15 protein-coding genes are annotated in these 20,798 nt (G+C 61.5%); 10 read left to right on the forward strand and 5 right to left on the reverse strand.

The annotated features are described in order from the left end of the window. The first annotated feature begins 5 nt into the window (after nt 1-5). The 4 genes from M1D89_RS14045 to M1D89_RS14060 all read left to right on the forward strand — a co-directional run bounded on the left by M1D89_RS14045 (nt 6) and on the right by M1D89_RS14060 (nt 6,333). Nucleotides 6-1,037: a Gfo/Idh/MocA family protein gene (locus tag M1D89_RS14045; protein WP_498644352.1), complete on the forward strand. Its 1,032-nt coding sequence runs from the start codon at nt 6-8 to the stop codon at nt 1,035-1,037. After that, nucleotides 1,027-3,228, forward strand: coding sequence for a glycoside hydrolase family 3 N-terminal domain-containing protein (locus M1D89_RS14050; RefSeq protein ID WP_498644354.1), 2,202 nt, complete (start codon nt 1,027-1,029; stop codon nt 3,226-3,228). The genes M1D89_RS14045 and M1D89_RS14050 overlap by 11 nt, the downstream gene beginning before the upstream one ends. A 71-nt stretch (nt 3,229-3,299) precedes the next feature. Next, nucleotides 3,300-4,937 (forward strand): DUF5597 domain-containing protein, encoded by a 1,638-nt coding sequence (locus tag M1D89_RS14055; RefSeq protein WP_498644356.1) that lies wholly within the window; start codon nt 3,300-3,302, stop codon nt 4,935-4,937. A gap of 199 nt (nt 4,938-5,136) precedes the next feature. Then, nucleotides 5,137-6,333 carry a Gfo/Idh/MocA family protein gene (locus M1D89_RS14060; protein ID WP_498644358.1) on the forward strand — a complete coding sequence of 399 codons (1,197 nt, stop codon included), beginning with the start codon at nt 5,137-5,139 and terminating at the stop codon, nt 6,331-6,333. A gap of 90 nt (nt 6,334-6,423) precedes the next feature. On the opposite strand, the gene M1D89_RS14065 is transcribed toward M1D89_RS14060, so the two are convergent. Further along, nucleotides 6,424-7,560 (reverse strand): ABC transporter substrate-binding protein, encoded by a 1,137-nt coding sequence (locus M1D89_RS14065; protein WP_498644361.1) that lies wholly within the window; start codon nt 7,558-7,560, stop codon nt 6,424-6,426. A gap of 540 nt (nt 7,561-8,100) precedes the next feature. Here M1D89_RS14065 and M1D89_RS14070 point away from each other — a divergent pair. Genes M1D89_RS14070 through M1D89_RS14095 form a run of 6 tightly spaced genes read left to right on the forward strand, consistent with a single transcriptional unit; the run spans nt 8,101 to nt 15,941 of the window. Beyond that, a complete protein-coding gene (locus M1D89_RS14070) occupies nt 8,101-9,510 on the forward strand; it encodes an FAD-binding oxidoreductase (RefSeq protein WP_498644363.1) in 1,410 nt (469 codons plus the stop codon). Between the two features lie 57 nt (nt 9,511-9,567). After that, entirely contained in the window at nt 9,568-11,220 is a 1,653-nt protein-coding gene (locus M1D89_RS14075; protein WP_498644365.1) for an ABC transporter substrate-binding protein, read from the forward strand. After that, complete coding sequence (locus M1D89_RS14080) at nt 11,217-12,185, forward strand: ABC transporter permease (protein WP_498644367.1); 969 nt, start codon at nt 11,217-11,219, stop codon at nt 12,183-12,185. Before M1D89_RS14075 ends, M1D89_RS14080 begins: the two co-directional genes overlap by 4 nt. Beyond that, nucleotides 12,182-13,036 carry an ABC transporter permease gene (locus M1D89_RS14085; protein WP_498644369.1) on the forward strand — a complete coding sequence of 285 codons (855 nt, stop codon included), beginning with the start codon at nt 12,182-12,184 and terminating at the stop codon, nt 13,034-13,036. Before M1D89_RS14080 ends, M1D89_RS14085 begins: the two co-directional genes overlap by 4 nt. Nucleotides 13,037-13,056: 20 nt before the next feature. Next, entirely contained in the window at nt 13,057-14,745 is a 1,689-nt protein-coding gene (locus M1D89_RS14090; protein WP_498644371.1) for an ABC transporter ATP-binding protein, read from the forward strand. Beyond that, nucleotides 14,742-15,941, forward strand: coding sequence for an aminotransferase-like domain-containing protein (locus M1D89_RS14095; protein ID WP_498644373.1), 1,200 nt, complete (start codon nt 14,742-14,744; stop codon nt 15,939-15,941). Before M1D89_RS14090 ends, M1D89_RS14095 begins: the two co-directional genes overlap by 4 nt. Here the strand turns inward: M1D89_RS14095 and M1D89_RS14100 are convergent. The 4 genes from M1D89_RS14100 to M1D89_RS14115 all read right to left on the reverse strand — a co-directional run bounded on the left by M1D89_RS14100 (nt 15,938) and on the right by M1D89_RS14115 (nt 20,735). Next, on the reverse strand, nt 15,938-17,089 hold the full coding sequence (locus M1D89_RS14100) for a fatty acid desaturase family protein (RefSeq protein WP_498644375.1): 1,152 nt from the start codon (nt 17,087-17,089) through the stop codon (nt 15,938-15,940). The two genes, M1D89_RS14095 and M1D89_RS14100, sit on opposite strands and share 4 nt — an antisense overlap. Before the next feature lie 13 nt (nt 17,090-17,102). Beyond that, entirely contained in the window at nt 17,103-18,203 is a 1,101-nt protein-coding gene (locus M1D89_RS14105) for a ferredoxin reductase (RefSeq protein ID WP_498644377.1), read from the reverse strand. Nucleotides 18,204-19,244: 1,041 nt separating this feature from the next. Beyond that, nucleotides 19,245-20,219, reverse strand: coding sequence for a cyclase family protein (locus M1D89_RS14110; protein WP_498644379.1), 975 nt, complete (start codon nt 20,217-20,219; stop codon nt 19,245-19,247). 222 nt (nt 20,220-20,441) lie between these two features. Then, complete coding sequence (locus M1D89_RS14115) at nt 20,442-20,735, reverse strand: hypothetical protein (RefSeq protein WP_498644381.1); 294 nt, start codon at nt 20,733-20,735, stop codon at nt 20,442-20,444. Nucleotides 20,736-20,798: the final 63 nt, after the last annotated feature.

A 20,798-nucleotide genomic window follows, 5' to 3' on the forward strand; every position in this document is an offset into this window, starting at 1 on the left:
TTGACGTGCCCAACAACAACACCGTGAGATGGGGGCTCGCCGGCACGGGAACCATTGCCCGTGAATTCGCGCGGACCCTTGCTGAAGTCCCTTCTGCCTTTCTCGCTGCTGCGGTGTCACGTACCGCCGGTTCCTCAGCGAAGTTCTGTTCCGAATTTGGCATCCCACAACAGCATCTTTCCTTTCAGGACCTTGCCCATGACCAGACCATAGACGCGGTGTACGTTTCCACGCCGGCGGGATCGCACCATGAGCTTGCCACGCAGTTCCTGGAGGCGGGCAAACACGTCCTGGTGGAAAAGCCATTTACCGCCACCCACGCCGAAGCCCTGGATCTGGCCCGAACCGCCAAGCGATCCGGGACAGTGCTGATGGAGGCCATGTGGTCCCGGTTCCTTCCTGCCTATGTTGAGCTGAAGCGGCTGGTGGACGATGGTGCAATCGGAGAGGTGCGGAAAGTTGAAGCATCCTTCGGTTTCCCGATTCCGGAGGCTGGGCCGCGGGCGCGCCCACAGTTGTACGATCCCGCATTGGGCGGCGGAAGCCTGCTGGAGATGGGCGTCTACCCTGTACAGCTCTCACACTGGCTCCTGGGCGATGAACCGGCCGTCGCCGCCTTCGGCAGCAGCAGCACCACCGGGGTGGACCTGGACGCGACGGCACTTTTGTCCTTCAGCGGCCGTGCGACCGGATACATCAGCTCATCAATGTCCACAGTGCTCCCCAACAACGCACGGATACTGGGGACCGAAGGCTTCATCCAACTGCCGGCCCCGCACCATTGCCCCAACGAGCTGACTGTGTCACGCTACAACCCCTCGGGGCCGGGACTTCAGCAGTCCCAGATCATTCAGGCACCCATTGTTGGCGGCGGACTCAGGTACGAAATTCTCGAGTTCCAAGCTCTGCTGGAGTCCGGCAGCCCGCAGAGCTCCGTGATGCCCCTGAATGACTCTCTGGCCATCATGCGCACACTGGACCTCATAAGGGACCAGGTCCACAAACCTTCGCAGGAGGATCTTCACAGTGAAAGTTAAAGTAGAGCCGGAGCAGCTCTTGGCCTCCATGACCTATGCAGAGAAACTGGCACAGCTCCAAATCGTCTGGAGGCCGGACTCCGGAGAATCGGGAAACCTGGCACGGACCGGTGCCGGGGCGTTGTTCTGGCCAGCCTCGGCCCAGGCCACCAACGCGCTTCAGCGGATCGCCGTCGAGGAAAGTCGGCACGGCATCCCCCTCCTGATCGGTCTTGACGTGGTCCATGGCCAATTCACCATATTTCCCACTCCTCTGGCACAAGCTGCCAGCTTCGATCCCGAGGTGGCAAGGGCCGACGCCCGGCTCTCTGCAAAGGAAGCCCGGTCAAATGGGGTGAACTGGACCTTTTCGCCCATGATCGATGTTTCACGGGACCCGCGGTGGGGACGCGTGGTGGAAGGATTTGGTGAAGACCCCTACCTCAACGCCGTCTTCGGGGAGGCCAAGATCCGGGGCTATCAGGGCGATGACCTTTCCTCCGAGGCTTCCATGGCCGCCTGCGCAAAGCACTTTGTTGGCTACAGTGCCGCCGAAGGAGGACGCGACTACAACACCACGGACATCTCGCTCCAGCGGCTCCGCAACGTCTATTTGGAACCCTTCAGGGTGGCGGTCGCAGCAGGAGTTGCCAGTCTCATGGCAAGCTTCAATGCCGTCTCAGGCGTACCCATGCACGCCAACCGGGAGATGCTCACCGATGTCCTGAAGAACGAGTGGGGACATGACGGGATTGTGGTGGCAGACGCCGGTGGCGTGGGAGAGCTTGTGGACCATGGTATTGCCGCAGACGCTGCCGACGCCGGACGGCTGGCACTGTCAGCAGGTCTCGATGTTGAAATGGGCGGCTCTTTACTGAGCGACGGTGAGCCGATTATCCGCGAGGACCTGCTGGACTCCGCGCGCTTGGACGACGCCGTGCTCCGTGTGCTGCGGCTGAAGCAGGCGCTGGGCCTGTTCGACAACCCTTATGTGGATGAGTCCACAGCAGCAACAGGTCCTGATGAAACATCACTATCCGCGGCGAGGGATACTGCCGCGCGCTGCGCGGTACTGCTGAAAAACGACGACGGCGTGTTGCCGCTGAAGCCCCGGGGACAGCGAGTCCTTGTGGTGGGTCCTTACGCTGAAAGCAAGGACCACCTTGGAGCCTGGGTACAGTACTTTGCCTCACCCACCACCACCTCCATTGCCGAATCGCTGACAGAAGCCCTGCCGGGCTCTGTGGTGACCACACTTCCCGGCGCCACCTTTTTCGGCTCCGGTCCCAGCCGGCAGGCTGAGGCTGCCGCAGCCGCAGCCGCAGCCGCTGCGGAGGCAGATCTTGTGATCGTAGCCGTCGGAGAACCTAGTGACCTTTCCGGTGAGGCAAGCTCGCGGAGTTCACTGAACCTACCCGGAGACCAGGAACAACTGATCCGGGCCATTGCCGGCTCAGGCACCCCTTTTGCCGTAGTCCTCATGACAGGCCGCCCGCTGGTGGTCAGCGAATGGATTGATCAATGTCCTGCCCTTTTAGTGGCATGGCATCTGGGCACTGAGGCAGGGAAAGCAATCTCGGATGTCCTCACCGGCGCGGTCAACCCGGGAGGCAAGCTTCCCATGTCCTTCCCGCGCTCAGTGGGTCAAGTTCCCATCTACTACAACCATGAGTCAACCGGGAGGCCCGCACGCATAGGAGGCTCGCTTGCCCACGAACGGCCCGATGTTGGGCTGACCGGACCCAACAACACTGATGACTACTACAAGTCGAAGTACTTGGACTTGGAGCTGGGTCCGCAATTCGGTTTCGGACACGGGCTTAGCTACACATCATTTGAGTTGGAATCATCGCCGGACCAAGCACTCTCGGTCACCTTGGACGAGCTGCGAGCTGGATCCAGGATCACTTTCTCCACCATCGTTCGCAATACCGGAACAAGGGACGGAGACGAAGTGGTCCAGTTGTATGTTTCTGACCTCCTGGCAAGTGTGACCCGGCCTGTCAGGCAGTTGCGGGGCTTCACACGAGTATTCGTACCGGCTGGAGAAGAACGGCGTGTTTCACTGACCATCGGCTTGGATGATCTGGGATTCTGGACCAACGATCACCATGCCGGATACATCGTGGAGCCGGGCGAATTCCAGGTGGGAATTGGCAACGGCCTGACGTCCCAGGACTTCAGCCTGACGGTCACTCCCCGTTCCCCTTGAACCTGGTAGCCCTTGAACCCGCTGCCCCGCCCACAAGTTATTCCGCCCCCAAGCATTAAGGATTGATCACCATGCCACACCAGAACCTTCCCCGACTCGAGCGGACAGGCAACCACGTCAGGCTCATTGTTGAGGAGAAGCCGTTTCTCTGCATCGGAGGTGAACTGCATAATTCGAGTGCGTCCCACCGGAGCTACATGTCACCTATCTGGGACAAGCTGGCAAAGTCCGGGGTCAACACGGTAATCGCTCCTGTGTCCTGGGAACAAGTAGAGCCGGTGGAGGGAGAGTTCGACTTCTCAATTGTGGAAGGGCTGGTGGAAGACGCCCGGTCCACTGGCGTCCGTCTGGTCTTGATCTGGTTCGGGGCTTTCAAGAACGCCTTCTCCACCTATGCCCCCGGCTGGGTTCGCGCTGACCGTGAACGGTTCCCGCGCGCGGACAGGGGCGCCAAACCGCTCAAGACCCCGTTCTCCTATCCCGGTTCCATGCCGCGGCCCAGCTTGTCCGTCTTCTCTTTGAGTCTCTTTGAAGCGGACCGGGCTGCCTACACTGCCCTGTTGATGCATGTGGCCATGATCGATCCGGACCATACAGTCATCATGGTTCAGGTTGAAAACGAGGTTGGGCTGTTGGGTGCAGGAAGAGATCACAGCGAGCTGGCCGAGGCCGTGTGGAATGCACCGCTCCCTGAGAAATTGATTGCTGCGGTTTCCCAAGCTCCGGAATCCTTTGACCAGGAGTTTGTGCAGGCTCTTGGCTCGAGTCCGGACAGCAACAAAAGCTGGGCGGACCACTTCGGAGATGACAACCCCGTTGCTGAAGAGACGTTCATGGCCTGGGGATTTGCTTCCTTTGTGGGAGGTTTGGCGGCAGCCGGAAAGGAAGTCCTGCCGCTCCCGGCGTACGCAAACGCCTGGATCGGTCCGCAACGGGGACAGGACCTGCCCGGACAATACCCAAGCGGCGGACCGACGGCAGGGATGGTTCCGGTGTGGCGTGCCGCGGCGCCGGCCATCGACTTCCTGGCACCGGACATTTACGTTCCCAACGCAGAGGAAGTCATGCGGCAATACGCCTCCGCTTCCAATCCTCTCTTCATCCCCGAAGCGCGGTTCCGGGCCGGAGATGCGTTCTTGGCCATTGGCGGTTTTGGTGGCCTGGGCTACAACGTCTTCGGTGTGGAAGAAGGCAGGGAAGGCAACCAGTACAGCACAGCCTGCTCCATCATCACTTCCCTTACTCCGGAGATTGTGGATGCCCAGCGCGATGGACGGATTTTTGGTTTCGCCCTTGACCCGGTCGAGGAATCCATCAGCACGGAGCTGGCGGGTACAAAAATTACTGTTCGAAATTCCAGGAAGCTCCTCGAAGGTATGCTCTTGGACGCAGGCGTGCGGGTTCCCCCGGCGCCCGAACTTTTGGAAGAAACGGTTGCCGCTACCCACGGCCCCACCCCAGGAGACGCCCGTCCCTTCGGGATGGTCCTGGCCATCAATCCCAACGAGTTCATTGTGGTGGGCCAAGGAGCTCAAGTGGACTTCCACAGGCCCGATTGTGAGGTTGAGCTTGATGTAGTGAGGGAGCTGGTGGTGACCGACTCCGGGTTGCGGGAAGGCCGGTTCCTTAACGGGGACGAACGCCTTGAGATCCTTTCCGACAAGCACATCACAGCCGTGAGGGTCCGCATCCTCATAACCACAAGCTAACAACAACCAGCTCTCGATAAGAGCCCAGGAATGCCGTGGAACCATCCCGGCAGGGCCCTTCTAAGCCGATGTGTCCGGTCCTCCCTCTCGTCTGAATCCAGCGACAGTCGTCCGCAGCATAACAACGCTGCCATCTGCGGTGCTGGGCCTACGGGCGCGAACGACGTTGCCAGTCGAAAGCTGCAAAGGAAGGAAATTGATGAAGACAGAACAATCAGGAAATCAACATACAAGCCCATTGGGGGTTGCTGCCATAGGCTACGCCTTCATGGGGAAGGCCCATTCGAATGCGTGGCGGAATGTGGCCAGTTTCTTCGACGTCCCGGCCTTCGAGCAGAAAGTGCTCGTGGGCCGGGACGCCACCCAGGTGGCCGACGCGGCAGCCAAGTATGGCTGGGCCGAATCCGCTACGGATTGGCGTTCCGTGATTGAACGTGACGATATCCACATCGTCGATATCTGCGCGCCGGGCTGGATGCACGCCGAGATCGCCATCGCAGCCTTGGCCGCGGGTAAACACGTCTTGGTGGAGAAGCCCCTGGCGAACAACCTGGGCGAGGCCGAACAGATGGTTGCCGCGGCCGCCTCCGCGCGTGAGCGCGGTGTGCAGTCCATGATCGGGTTCAACTACCGCTGTGTGCCCGCCCTGGCTCTGGCCCGCGAGCTCATTGCCGAAGGACGTCTCGGCACCGTTCGGCACGTCCGCGCCGCGTACTTGCAGGACTGGCTTTCCGACGCCGAATCCCCCATGACCTGGCGCCTCCGCAAGGAAACCGCAGGCTCCGGCGCGTTAGGTGACATCGCCTCGCACGCGATTGACCAGGTCCAGTATCTAACGGGGCAAACCGCTCTTGAGGCATCAGGGACGCTGAAGACTTTCGTTTCCCAGCGTCCCGGTTCGAGTGGTTCGGCCAGCGGGCTGGAGGATGTCACGGTCGACGACGCCGTGTGGGCGACATTTTGGCTCACCGGTGACATGGGCGCCTCCATCGAAGCGTCCCGGGTCGCGACCGGCCGGAAAAACAGTCTGCAGATCGAGGTTTACGGCACCGCAGGGTCACTAACGTTCGATCTGGAGAACCTCAATGAACTTCAGTTCCTGGACGCCACTCAGCCTATCCGTGAACAGGGTTTCCGCCGGATCCTGGTCAACGAAACCGAACACCCCTATCTCGAAGCGTGGTGGCCGCAGGGTCACATCATCGGTTGGGAACACACGTTCACGCACCAGATCCGGGACTTCCTCACCGCAATCGCCGCCGGTGAGGCTCCCTCGCCGTCGTTCGAAGACGGGCTGCAGGTCCAACGCGTCCTGGACGCCGTCGAAGCATCAGCCAATAACAAGAGCACCATCACCGCCGTCGAACACAACTCACTCATCATTGAAGGAGTCTGACATGCCCCGTCCGTACACGCATGCCGAAAGGTGCCCGGGCACATGCATGCCGGGCACCTTTTAGCCGTCGCCAGCGTTTTAACTCAGCGCCTACTCCTGGCCGAGTCCTGCTGCTGAGGTTTTCTTGCCTTCGACCTCGTTCAGGGTGCGGAGGTCGAAGATGCCGTTGATGTCGGCCTGCTTGGTGGTGCCGGCCTTGACGCCGTCTTCGAAGAGCTTGTTGTACGTTCCGGCGAGCGGGTCGGTGGTGAAGTTGATGTTCTGCAGCGCGCGTTCGATGACGTTGGCCGGAAGCGGCTTGCCTGCCGTGTCTTTGAGGACCGCGTTGATGGTGGTGGCCTTCTCCGAAGCGGAAGCGGAGTTGAGCCAGTTCACCGATTCCACGTGGCCCTTCAAAAGTGCCTTCACGGTTTCGGGGTGTTCTGCAGCGAACTTCTTGTTCACGATCAGGATGGTGGTGGTGAAGTCACCGTTCTCCCACAGGTCCTTCTCATCCACCAGGACCTTCGCCCCGGCTTCGAGCACCAGACGGGAGGCCCACGGCTCCGGCAACCACGCGCCGTCGAGCTTTCCGTCGGTGAAGAGCTTCAGCGACTGGGCGTTCTCGGTGGGGTTGATGTTCACATCACCGCTGCCATCGGTGTTGGTCTTGAAGCCCTGGTCACCGAGCCAGGCGCGCAGGGCAACGTCCTGCGTTCCGCCGAGCTGCGGGGAGCTGAGGACCTTGCCTTTGAGGTCGGGCGCGGAGTTAATCTCGGGCTTCACCACAAGCTGGGCACCGCCGGAGGCTGCGCCGGCGATGATGCTGATGGACTCGCCGTTGCTCTTGACGTAGGAGTTGATGGCCGGGTTCGGGCCGATGTACGTGGCGTCGATCGCGCCGGCGTTCAGGGCTTCGATCGCGGCGGGGCCGGCGTTGAAGACCTGGGTGCTGAGCTTGGTATCGCCGAGTTCATTGGCGATCAGGCCCTTGCTGGTACCTACCAGCGCCGGGCCGTGGGTCACGTTGCTGAAGTAACCAAGCTTCAGTTCAGCGGCCGGGGACGTGGTGGGTGCCGGAGCAGCCTGGTTGTTCTGCGAAACAGCAGAAGCAACTGCGGCGCCCGCGCCGATCAGCAACACCAAGCCCACGGCCAGGGCGATCTCAACTGTGCGGCGGCGCTTGGGCTTGGGTGCGGTCTCACCAGCGACGATGCGGGTGGACGAGTTGTCTTGGGGTGAAGACACGGACGTATTCCTTTGCGAGAGGGCTGGCCTGCAAAAGCGCCAGGCCATGAACGGAGATGGTGTGAGGATGCTGGGAATGATCTGCCGACATCCAGCGGACGCGGGAAAGCAAACGTCCGTGCGGGATCCTCATGCGGCAGAGGTGCTCTTCTTCAGAGCCGATGCATGCTCGAGATTACGTAGGTCACTCCCCCGTAACAAAGACGTACGTCTCCAGCGGTAATGCGGCGACATCGGGGTTCTCGGAACGACGCCGAGGCGAAACAAACAGACCACAATCGTCATCTTCGCCACGCTGGCAGGGAAAGCAACGCCTTAAGAAAAGAACGGTGTCGCTAAATTGCACTCTTTTACTTAATAGTCCGGTTTACTACCCAGGATTGAGAACTATTGATCGACATTTCAAAGAACTCGCACGAAAATCCCGAATCCCGCTAGCTTTTGAGGACCCAGTCAATTGTGACCGGGATTTCCATCAAAAGCCTTTGGGTGCTTCGCGCAGGAATGCCTTGTCATGCACCCGGACAGAGAGACGCCGGCATGACAACACAGCTCACCCACGAACACATCGCCATCCAGGGCTACGTCCGCGAACTCACGCGCAGGGTCGACGGCATTGAGATCCTCGAACCCGGCACCGGGACCACCCGCTACAGCCATGACGCAGCCACCGCTAAAACCGCGGCTGCCAGCGGAAAGCCGGGTCCCGCCGTCGTGCTTCCCGCAACGGCAGCTGAGGTCCAGGCGGCCGTGAAGCTGGCCGCGGAGCTTGGCGTGACGGTAGTGCCCCGTGGTGCCGGAACGGGCCTTTCGGGTGGCGCCACAGCACACACGGACCAGATAGTTATTTCCACGGAGAAACTCACCCGCATCATTGAGGTCTCTCCCTTGGATGAAGTGGCGGTGGTGGAACCCGGTGTCATCAATGCGGATTTGAATAAGCATCTTGAACCATTCGGTCTTTTCTACGCCCCGGATCCGGCTAGTTTCGATATATCCTCCATCGGCGGCAATATCGCCACCAATGCAGGCGGACTCAGGTGCGCCAAATACGGGGTGACCCGCGAATCGGTCCTGTCGCTCGACGTCGTCCTGTCCGACGGTAGCCTCATCAGTGTCGGCCACCGCTCCATCAAGGGCGTTACTGGCCTGGATCTGACGTCATTGTTTGTCGGCTCCGAGGGAATTCTCGGCATTGTCACCAAAGCGACACTCCGCCTGCGTCCCATCCCCGTGGCGCGCAAAACTGTCACCGCCTTCTTCAACAGCACGGCAGAGGGAACCGAGGGGCTCGCAGCGATCACCCTCTCACCTGTACGCCCGGCGGCCATTGAATTCTTCGACACCCCAAGCCTGGCCAACATCGACGCCCACTCCGGAACGGACCTCCGCACCAGGGGCACCGCGCTGATCCTCATTGAAATCGACGGCTACGGTATCGGCGACCAAGCCGCCGACCTCGCCACAGCGCTCACCGCTGCCGGCGGCCGCGTCACGGTCGAGTCCGACGACGACGGCGCGCGGCTTTGGGAACTGCGCCGCAACGGCCGCGGCCTCCCGCAGGACAAGTGGTATATCGGCGAGGACATCGCGGTGCCCAAGTCCCAACTGCCCAAGGTCTACGCAGCCTTCCCCGCCTTGGAAGCCCGTTTCGGCGTGGCGATTTCGGCGGTATCGCACGCCGGTGACGGCAACCTTCACCCGCTGATCACCAAGGACAAAACGCCCGACGACGGAGCCAACCCGCCTGCCTCCCTCGCCGAAGCTGCCACTGAACTGGTGAAGGTAGCGCTTTCCCTGGGCGGGACGGTCACCGGCGAACACGGCGTGGGAACCATCAAGCGCGAGTGGGCAGCACTGGAACTCTCAGAGCGCAGCCGCAAGGTGCAGCACGCCATCAAGACGGCCATCGACCCCCAGCAACTCCTCAATCCCGGCAAGGCCATCTAGCCGCCCTGCCCGCAGCACCACCCAAAGCAATCCCCCTTACGCATCAGGAGAAACCCCATGAATACCTTCAACACCCCTGAGTTCCGCAGAAGGGCCTTCCTCACAGGCCTCGGCGCGCTGTCCACCTCTGCCCTCGTCACGGCCTGCGGCGGCACAACCGCCAGCACAGGCGCCGGTTCCACCACACCCGTAGATGGCGGCAACATCACGTTCCTCATCCAGGGCTACGACACCGGCTGGGTTTCCAGCAAGACCTCCATCTCCAGCTACGAGGGCAACCTGTGGGGCCAGATCACGGACAAGTTGGTGTACGTCAATGAAAAGGGCGAACTGAGCCCGTGGGTTGCAGAGAGCTGGGAAGAACTCAACGGCGCCAAGGATTTCGTCATCCACCTGAAGCAGGGCGTGACATTCTCCGACGGCACCCCGCTGGACGCAGCCGCCGTCGTCGCCAACCTCACCGCCTGGGCGAAGGGCGATCCCACCCGCGGCGTCAGCAAGGTGGGCCTATTCCCGTCGACCAACTTCGTCTCGGCCGAAGCCACTGACGCAGCCACGGTCAAGGTTTCGTTCTCCTCCCCCGCACTGGGATTCGTCGCCACCCTGGCGTATCACGGTTGCATCCTGCTCTCCCCGAAAACCCTGGCGCTCCCGGTCGAGGCGCAGGCGGACCTCAGCCAGGAAATCGGCAGCGGCCCGTTCGTGGTCAAGTCCTGGAAGCAAGGCGACAGCTACGTCCTGGAGAAACGCAAGGATTACAACTGGGGCCCGGCAGCGCTTGGCCATACCGGTCCGGCACGCCTGGACACCATCACCTACAAGGTCATCAAGGACACCTCAGTCCGGACATCGACGGTGATTTCGGGACAGGCAGACGTTGCCTTCAACGTGGAGCCCCAGGAAATTGAGTCGCTCAAAGCCCAGGGCTTCACGGTGGGAACACCGCGCTACCTGGGCTTCGTGGACGGTTTCCAGGTCAACACCCAGGCCTTCCCCACCAACGATCCCGCCGTCCGCAAGGCCATCCAACACGGCATCGACCGCGACGAGATCCTCAAGACCGTCTACACCAGCGACTGGAACGCCGCCACAACGTTCATCCAGGGCAACGTTCCGGAAGCCGGCGAGTTCAGCGACACCTTCACGTTCGACGCCGACAAAGCCAACAAAATCCTCGACGACGCCGGTTGGGCATCCGGTTCGGATGGTTACCGTTCCAAGCACGGCAAGACCCTCGAATTCACACTGACACCCAACCCGTACGTGCCCTCCACCAAGGCTGAAGACGAGCTCATCGCCCAACAGCTCAAAAAGGTGGGCATCAAGGTCAATCTCAAGGTGGTGGACGTCGCCGGCTACGCGGCCGTGCAGGCCAGCAAGCCGCCGCTGTTCCAAACCTCGCGCAGCTTCGTCGACGTCGGAACGGTCGCCGGAGTCCTGACCAGCCAGAACAAGGGCGAAGACTGGTTCGGACTCGGTACCAGTGACCAGAAGTTGAACGACCTTTCCACCGCGATCGCCACGGCCTCGGACCGGGCTTCCCGGGAAAAGGTGGCCGACGAACTGCAGCAATACGTCCTGGAACAGGGCTACTTCATCCCCCTTAACCAGCTGGTCCAGCGCCTCTACCTGATCAGCCCCAAGATCAAGGACGTCCAGTACAACGGCTTGGCGTACGCAAACTTCTACACCGCCTGGATTTCACAGTGACAGGCGACTACCGGCGCTTTGCCCTGACGCGCGCAGGCCAGGCGATCGTCGTCGTGCTTCTCGCGTACGTGTTCACGTTCCTGATCATCAGCGTCCTCCCGGGCGACGCCATCACCAACACCCTCAGGGATCCGCAGCACGGCCTGAGCGAGGAAGACATCCAGCGGATCGTTGCCTTCTACGGCCTCGATCAGCCGGTGATCATCCAACTGCTGCTCTCCCTGGGACGCTTCCTGACCGGTGAACTGGGATTCTCGCTGCAGTCCAACCTCCCGGTGGCCCAACTGGTGGGTGACGCCCTGCCTTCGACGCTCACGTTGGCAACAACGGCTCTGTTCATCGCCATCATTTTCGCCGTGGCCATTGCCTACGGAGCCCAGTACCTGCCCGGCAAGTGGGCGGCCATCGTCCGGTCCATACCGTCGTTCTTCCTATCGGTGCCCAACTTCGTCATCGGCCTGCTACTGATCGAGTTCTTCGCGTTCCGGCTGCACTACTTCACCACTACCGATCCGAACAGCCCGGTGGCAACGTTATTCGCCGCGATCACGTTGGCCATCCCGGTCTCAGCGCCCCTGGCCGAAGTCCTGATAGCCAGCCTGGACCACGAATCCCGGCAGGAGTACGCCGTGGTGGCCCGTTCACGCGGACTGACCGAGGCCAGGTTGTTCGCTAAGCATCTCCTGAAGCCCTCGGCCCTGCCTTCGGTGGCCATGGTGGCACTCATTGTGGGCGAACTGCTGGGCGGTTCAGTGATTACGGAGACCATCTTCGGCCGGGATGGAATCGGCACAGTGGTCCAAAAGGCCGTGACCGGTGAGGATCAACCCGTCCTCCAAGCGATCGTTTCCCTGTCAGCCGTGGTCTTTGTTGCCGTGAACCTGGTGGCGGACCTTGCCTCGCCGCTGCTGGACCCTCGCGTCAAACTCCGGGAGACCAAATTCAAGGAAAAGGTGGGGGCATGACTGCCATCCTCAGCAACACTCAGCTCCGCAACGTCGGATCGGCGCCGAGGAAACTCACCACTGGCCTGCCGCCGGCAACCGTCCTCCTGTCCTTCGCCGTTGTCCTGGTGGTCATCCTCTGGTCACTGGTCCCGGGCCTCTTCACGTCCCTAAGCCCCGTGACTGGCGACACCGCCAGCAAACTGGCCGCACCGAGCGCCGCCCACTGGTTCGGCACCGACTACCTGGGTCGCGATCAATACGCCCGGGTAGTCCACGGAACCGCATCCTCGGTGACAAGCGCCCTGGTAGCCGTACTCATCGGTCTGGTGATCGGCAGCATCATTGGCCTGGCCAGCGGGTTCCGCGGCGGCTGGGTGGATGCCGTCCTGGGCCGTTTCGTGGACGTCCTGCTGGCCATCCCCGGCTTCCTCCTGGCCGTGGTCATCGTCAGCTCGCTGGGTTTCCAGACCATCAACGCCGCGATCGCCACCGGAGTGTCCGCCGTCGCGGTCTTTGCCCGGCTGATGCGGGCTGAAGTGATGCGGGTCCGCAGCGCCACCTATGTTGAAGCGTCCTACCTCGAGGGCGGAACCCGCCTGCACGCACTGCTGGGACATGTCCTTCCCAACGCGTACCGCTCGGTGCTGGTCCTGGCTGTCCTGCAGTTCGGCACGTCCATCCTGATCATCGCCTCCCTGGCCTTCCTCGGCTACGGCGATCCACCCCCGGCCTCGGACTGGGGACTCCTGGTTGCTTCGGGCAAAACCTACGTCACTGCCCCATGGCTCGTGTACGCGCCCGCTCTGGTCATCGTGATCACCGTCCTGTCCGTGAACCGCATCAGCCGCTGGCTGCGAAACGCCAAGTGAAAATTCGAAAGGACACCGACGTGTCAGCTGACCTACTCACGGTGGAAGGCTTGTCGATCGCCTACGGTCCCACCGCCGTCGTCCATGGCGTCTCGTTTTCCGTTGCCAAAGGCGAGAGCCTGGCGCTGATCGGCGAATCCGGCTCGGGGAAGTCGACCATCGCCAAAGCCGTCCTGCGCCTGCTCCCCCACGGTGAGGCGACGGCGACGGGCCGTGTGACACTGAACGGTCAGGACATACTGGCCCTGCCCGAAAAACAGTTCCGTCCCCTGCGAGGCCGGGAGCTCGGGTTTATCCCGCAGGACCCCGCCTCCGCGCTGAACCCGGTCCGGACCATCGGCGCGCAGGCACAGGAAGCTGCGGCGCTGCTCGGCGAAACCGACCCGTCAGTTCGCCGTGGCAAGATCCTGGACGTGCTGGAGCAAGTGGGCCTGCCCGACCCGATCAGGGTGTACGACTCCTACCCGCACCAACTCTCGGGCGGCATGCTCCAACGCGTGCTGATCGCGCTCACCGTACTTCCCCGGCCGTCACTGATCGTGGCTGACGAACCCACGTCAGCCTTGGATGTGACAGTACAAAAGCTGATCGTGGACATGCTCACCGAGCTCCGCCAGGAGTTGGACATCAGCCTGCTCCTCATTACCCACGACCTCGCCGTCGCGGCCGAACGCGCCGATTCCCTGGTGGTGCTGAAGGACGGCGCGGTACAGGAAAGTGGGTCCTCGCGGGACGTTTTCGCTTCACCCAAAACGGACTACGCCCGCAGCCTTCAGGCGGACGTCCCCGCGCTCCATCCGGATCGGTACCGGGACCAGCGCATCGCCTTTCAAGGCGCGCACGACGGCGCCTCCCGCACCGGGGCTGTTGCCGCACCGTCACCGGGACTCCAAATTGATGTCCAGGGCGTGACCAAGCGCTTCTCCGCAGGCGGCAAAGACGTCCTTGCCTGCGACGGCGTGTCATTCTCCGTCGAGCGCGGACGGACGCACGCCCTCGTCGGCGAATCCGGCTCCGGCAAGACCACTGCGGTGCGGTTGCTGCTTGGCCTCGAACACCCGGACGGTGGACAGATCTCGGTTGCCGGCCAATCGACGTCGGGCAGGTCCCGCGCGGAAGTGCGCGACATCCGCAGGCACCTTCAACTGGTCTACCAAAACCCTTTCACGTCTCTGGACCCCACCTGGCGGGTAGGCAGGATCATCCGCGAACCGTTGGACCAGTTCGGAGTAGGCACCAAGCCCGAGCGCGCCCAACGAGTGCAAGAAGCCTTGGCGTCCGTGGGGCTGCCTGCCGATATCGCATCGCGGCGACCTGCGAACCTGTCTGGTGGCCAGCGTCAGCGGGTGGCCATTGCCCGCGCGCTGGTGGTGAGGCCCGACGTCGTGGTTCTGGATGAGCCCACATCCGCACTGGATGTGAGCGTCCAGGCAGGAATCCTTGAGCTTCTGTCCAAACTCCAACGCGAACTGGACCTCACCTACCTGTTCGTCTCGCACGATCTGGCCCTGGTAAGGCAGGTGGCTGACACCGTTTCTGTCCTTCGCAAAGGGCAGGTAGTGGAAGACGGGGCTGTGGAGGACATCTTCTCGCGACCACAACACCCCTACACCCGTGCACTCCTTGACTCGATCCCCTTGGCCACTCCCGCAGCTTCGCTTGGCGGGTTTGCCACGGAAGCCAAACAACTAGCAAAGGCCACAGCATGACCACCCAGACCCTGACAACCACCCGCCGTCCCGCGCTGATCGAGGCCTTTACCGCGCCGAAGGGATTCGGTGACCAGACACTGCGGGACCGTAGGGAAGACGCTATCGAACTCCTGGGCGGCATCCCCGACCCCAGCGTGCTCCCCACCGAGGAACTGGCCGCCGCTACCGCCCGAGTGCTGGCGAAGCCCGGCGTCCCGGCACTCCAATACTCACGAACGGAAGGCATCTCGCCTCTGCGTGAGTGGATCGCCGAACGTGAAGGTGTCCCGGTGGACCGGATCCTGATCACCAACGGCGGCTTTCACGGACTCGCCTTGGCCATCCAATCCGTGGTGGAGCGCGGCGACCTGGTGGCGGTGGACAACCCGATCTTCCCGTTGTTCCTCCGGGGACTTCAGTTGTCTGATGCCCGGACCCTCCCGATCTTCGTGGGACCCCACGGCCTCGACGTCGATCACCTCTCGGACCAGCTGCGCACAGGCGCCCGCCCGTCAGCGCTCTACACGGTGCCTGACTTCCACAATCCTTCGCAGGGCACCCTGCCCGCAGAGGCCAGGAAGGAACTGGTCCGGCTGGCCGAGCACTATGGCTTCGTGATCCTGGCCGACAACCCGTACCGCGAACTTCGCTTCGCCGGTGAGCAGGAGAGCGTGGAGGAATTCAACAACTCCGATCATGTCCTCCACATCAACACGTTCACCAAAACCCTGGGGCCAGGGCTGCGCCTCGGTTGGACCGTGGCACCCGAGCGCCTGTCCCGCGACCTCGTGGCATTGCGCAGCAGGCAGGACTCGCACAGCTCCACACTGGTTCAAGCGATCATCGGTGAGCTGGTAGCGTCCGATCCCGGGATCTTCGACGTCACCCTGGACCGCGCCCGTGGTTTGTATCGAAGCCGTGCTGAAACGCTTGTCACCGCGCTGCATCGCGAAGCGCCGGGCGCGTTCGAGACCGTCCTTCCCGACGGCGGGCTGTTCCTCTGGCCGAAGCTGGCAGATTCTTCGGTGGACCCGGACCAACTGGCGGCCGATGCCAGCGCCGAAGGCGTGGAGTACCAACGGGGTTCGTTCTTCCCCTCAGGACCCGGCACTGACGCTGATCGGCACCTGCGCCTGGCGTACGGTGACGTTCCCGCCGCAAAGCTTGAGGAAGCGGCTGCACGCCTGGGACGGGCGCTAAAGCGGCAGAGCTAAGGCAGAGCGAGCTTGAAGACTTTAGCCCACGCTGAGCCCACCTGTTTCAGCAACGGTCCGGTGGTGTACTTGAGGCCGTAACGTCCGCAGATGTCGCGGACCTTGGGTGCGATCTCGGCGTACCGGTTGGAGGGAAGGTCGGGGAAGAGGTGGTGCTCGATCTGGTGCGACAGGTTCCCTGTCATGAGGTGCATGAACCTGGGGCCCGAGATGTTGGCGGACCCGATCATCTGACGGACATACCAGTCACCGCGGGTTTCGCCTTCCACCATCTCTTCGGTGAACGTGTCCGTTCCTTCGGGAAAGTGGCCGCAAAAAATGACCGCATGGGCCCAGACGTTGCGGATGGCATTGGCAGCGAGCGTGCCGTAGAGGGCTTGCTTCCCTGAACCCGACAGCATGGCCAGGGCTGGAGTGGCTGCATAGTCCTTGGCGAACTGTTTGAGCGCCTTCCGACCCAGCGCTTTGAGGTCCTTGTTCATGGCCTCCTTCGACTTCAGGCCTTCTTTGTACTCGGGGATCTCCAGGTCGTAGATGGCTATACCCCATTCGAAAACGGGCGCGAGCAGGGCGTTGTAGAGCGGATTGCCCAGGTTGAAGGGTTTCCACTCCTGATCGGGGTCCATGCGCAAAAGGTTGTAACCGACGTCGCGGTCCTTGCCAACCACGTTGGTCCAGCGGTGGTGAAGGTCATTGTGCGTGTGCTGCCACGACCGCGACGGGGTAACGAAGTCCCACTCCCACGTGGTGGAGTGGATGTCCGGGTCACGCATCCAGTCCCACTGGCCGTGGAGGATGTTGTGCCCAAGTTCCATATTCTCCAGGATTTTTGCCACGCTGAGGAGCGTCGTGCCGGTGAACCAGGCCGCCTTGTTCCTGCCTACCAGCAGTGCGGCACGACCAGAGATTTCCAACCCACGCTGAATCTTGATCATTCGCCTGATATAGGCGGCGTCGCTAGAGCCTCGCTTGGCAAGGATTTCGTCGCGGAGCGCATCGAGCTCACGGCCCAGTTGGGCCACTTGCTCGTCGCTCAGGTGCGCGGCCGCCGGTGGCCGCACCGTGGGCCTGCCCGCATCGGCAAGGGCACCAGGCCGTGTCTTGGGTCCGACGCCGGCGGCGGAGCTTTTGGTTGAAACTACTGACATGCGGTTGTGCTCCTCAGATTTCGAGGTTGACTGGCCCGGCGGCTGCCGAGACACAGGTTTGGATGAGTTCCCCGGGCGCCCCATGGATCTCGCCGGTGCGCAGGTCGCGGACCCTTCCGGCGAGCAACGGAGTCAGGCAGCTGTGACAAATACCCATGCGGCAGCCGCTGGGCATCAGCACCCCTGCGTCCTCACCGACGTCGAGGATGGGGACCCCGCCGTCGGCTAGTACCTCGCGGTCAGAAGCTTCGAACGTGACCACGCCGCCTTCACTACCGTCGCCTCCCAGGAGCTCGGTGCTAAATCGTTCGATAGTGAGCGAGCCGTGCCCTGTTCCACCATTGGCTTCCTTCCCTGAAGTGGCGGCAGCAGTCAACGCAGCCTGGTTCCACATAGCTTCTGCGTCATTCAGGAAAGACTCAGGGCCGCACGCATACGCTGCCCTGTTCCGCCAGTCCGGGCAGACCTCTTCCAGGACGGCCGTGGACGTGAAATTCATGCGGCCACGGCCGTTGGTGTGCCACTGCACGAGGCGGAAATTGGGAAATTGATCAGCAAGTTCAGCCAGTTCCTCACGGAAGATACTGTCGGCTTCGTCGCGGGAGGAATGGATCAGCACAACGTCTGCGTCGGGGCGGCTTGGGACAAGGGTCCGAATCATCGACATTACGGGTGTGATGCCGCTTCCCGCAGTGAGCATTAGGAGTGATCGGGGGTGCTCCGGGAGGACAAAGTCGCCCTGAGGTGGAGCCAAGAAGAGGACGTCACCAACCTTGGTCTTCCGGACCAAGGTCCCGGACACGGATCCCACGTCAGTGACAGTAATGGCCGGATCCTTGCCGGCCGGAGCACTCAGTGAATAGGACCGCCATTGGCGGACTCCGTTGAGCTCTACACCTATCCTCGCCCACTGACCGGCGAGGTGGGCGTGCCAGCCGCGACCAGGCCGGAAGAAGATGGTGGCTGATTGTGCCGTTTCCTGGACTACCTCAGTGACGACTCCACGCAACTGCCGAGACGAATAGACCGGGTTGAACAGCGCAAGAACGTCCTCCGGGGCAAGCGGAGTGGTCAAAACCGAGGCAATGCGGGCCAAGGGCCGAAATCTCACCATGGGCTACTCCTCACAACGACGGAGAACGAAAACCCCGACCGAATCTGTCGGGACGTCCAAACTACCAAATATCATAAGCATGCTTACGACGCCCCTCGCCCTTGAATTGCTACCAGACATAGGGAAAGCCCCTCAGGAGGGGCTTTCAACGGGAATGGGACGTGGTGCTTGGATTGGTCAGCGGTGATGCGCTCCTCCTCTCCGGGCTTCTGTCGCCCATGCCGGTTGCAGTAGCAAGACAGTAATACGTCCACCGGATTCCACGCAAACCCGCACTCAGTGATCTCGAGACGCATCACCTCACGTCCTTGGGGGCGGCGCCCTGGAGTGGTGGGATCCTTGGGTACCCCGCTTCCCGCCGCCCGGATTCATCTGCGCTAATTGTCCGCAGACGCACCGCCCGCGGCCAGTGTGAGAGGGACCTCACCAATGTGCGCAGGTTAAAGCAAAAACCCCTCTGACGAGGGGGTATGCCGTGCCCGAAGTGGGACTCGAACGGGATTCCGGGTTGGGAACAGCGGGAAGTGGCGGAACATGCGGAATCCGGGGCAGTTCGGCGGCAGTACGAGGCAGCCCGAGGCAGTCCGAGGTGGAAAGTGTGGACAATGTCCACACTTCCTTTTTGCCTCGATCGAGCACCGAAAACGGGGACTCGATGCGTCCCTGCGCATTCATAGCCTGCGCCGGGAATGGGCGCTACCGCCTCTGCAGATCGCCTGCTGGATGGCACCTCTCAGTACACGTGAAGCCTCCGGTCAGGATGAGCCCCCGAGGCCCAAAGCAGGACTCCCGCCGGTCGGTCGAACAACTCGAAACGAGACGGAACTCGACCCGCCAGAACGATGAATAACTCGACACAGTGGGAGCACCTCCTTCATCAAGTACATGGCCGAGACGGCACCGAAGAACATGACCAAGCCCCTTACGGCCACTCCCAAGACAGAACGTCCAATTATCGGCGCTAGCAGATCACGCAGACTCAGTCTCTGGCTCTGCGTCGGGCGGCCCCCTTTGAGCGCGGCCACAACGCTGGTAGACGAGCTACTTAATAACGACCGGGTTAACCGGTGCGCCCGAGCCGCCAACAATCTTCATAGGAGCCGCAGTGTAGAGGAAAGTCCATTGCCCGTCAGAGGAGCAATCGTCGGCAAGTTTATCCAAGGCGATAATCTCCGTAAATGCGATGCCCAGGTTACGCATGAGCGCGTTGTGCAGTGGAAGGTCAACTCCGCTGACCGGGTCGCGGGTGACCTCGTTGCCGATGGTATCAGTGACTAGGTTGGGTATTTCCATATCTCGGAACCACTCCACTAGCTGCGGGGAGTAGGTCAGGCCAGGTTCTAGGAAGTCGCGGTAGAACTCCGTTTCCTCCGTTTTGTAATAGGAGCCGACCCAGCCTGTGCGAATAAGTAGTATGTCGCGTTTATGGATGGTGACACCCTGTGCTGACGCAGCAGCCACCAGGTCCTCATGGGAGAAAGTTTCGCCTCTTTCCAGGGCCGCTTTGCCCCGAAAGCGCGCCATGTCGATGAGGATGCCCCTTCCCACGATTCCGCGTTCTGCTATCGGGAAGATGCTGGCCTTCTTCAGGCTCCCGATTGTTGTCTCTGCGGCATACCCATTGTAAATTTTTTCGCCGTACCACATATGCCCCAACGCGTCGTACTGACTGGTTCCCTGAAGATACATGGTGATCACATCATCGGCGTATTCAAGATCACCATTGAAGCTAGGGCCTGTCCCACAGAGAAAATTTCCCCGGTCCATGACGTTAGTCCTCACTGCGGTCTTTCGCCCGGGCCAGATCGGATCGCCTTCTGGATTGCCAATTGGAATGGCCAGAGTAAAACTCTTCCCTGTACGGATTTCCGCCGCACCGCGCTGAGCTTCTTCGACTGTAAGGTAATTCAAGGAACCGACTTCATCCTCGGGTCCCCACTTCCCCCAATTCTTAGGCGAATCACGTAGAAGTTCCTGCAATGTGGGCGTGCCCACGGTTTCCTCGGTCTCAGTCATCGCTAGCTCCTTCGGTTTCTCGGGACTGCAGCACCAATTGCTGAAGAGATTCTTGTGATCGGCGTCAATTCGGTCGATCGCTCTGGCCTCAGTGGCGGGGGTGCCGGTGGCGCAGACTGGGGCGGAATGATGACCAGCTCTCGCGGCTTGGCATCCCTGCTGGCTACAGCGCCATTCCTAGGTAGTCCAGGCACTTGGCAGCCCAAGCACGGAGACGCCGGTTTACCGGGGCGATTCAGTCAACTTGAAAATCGTTGAACTGTCGCCATCAAAGGTCATCTTGCGGCCGTACCCGTCGATCCATAACCAGAAATAGGAGGCATCATCACCTATATCGTCGACGGTGGCTCTTAGGATTGGAGACCCAGGTACTTGGACGAGCACCCTGTCCCCCTTGTTGAGATGCACCCAATCGTCATAGCCCAATCTGCAAACGTGGTAGTCCCCCGCTGGGTGCACATCCGGGATTTTAATATTGGTTTCCATGATCTTCGATCCGATTTCCGTGGCGGCCACTGACTCCTCCGACTGTCAATTCGTACCGGACAGTCAGGATTGAAGCTGCCTAACGGCCATCTT

The organism is Arthrobacter sp. D3-18 (assembly GCF_054408525.1).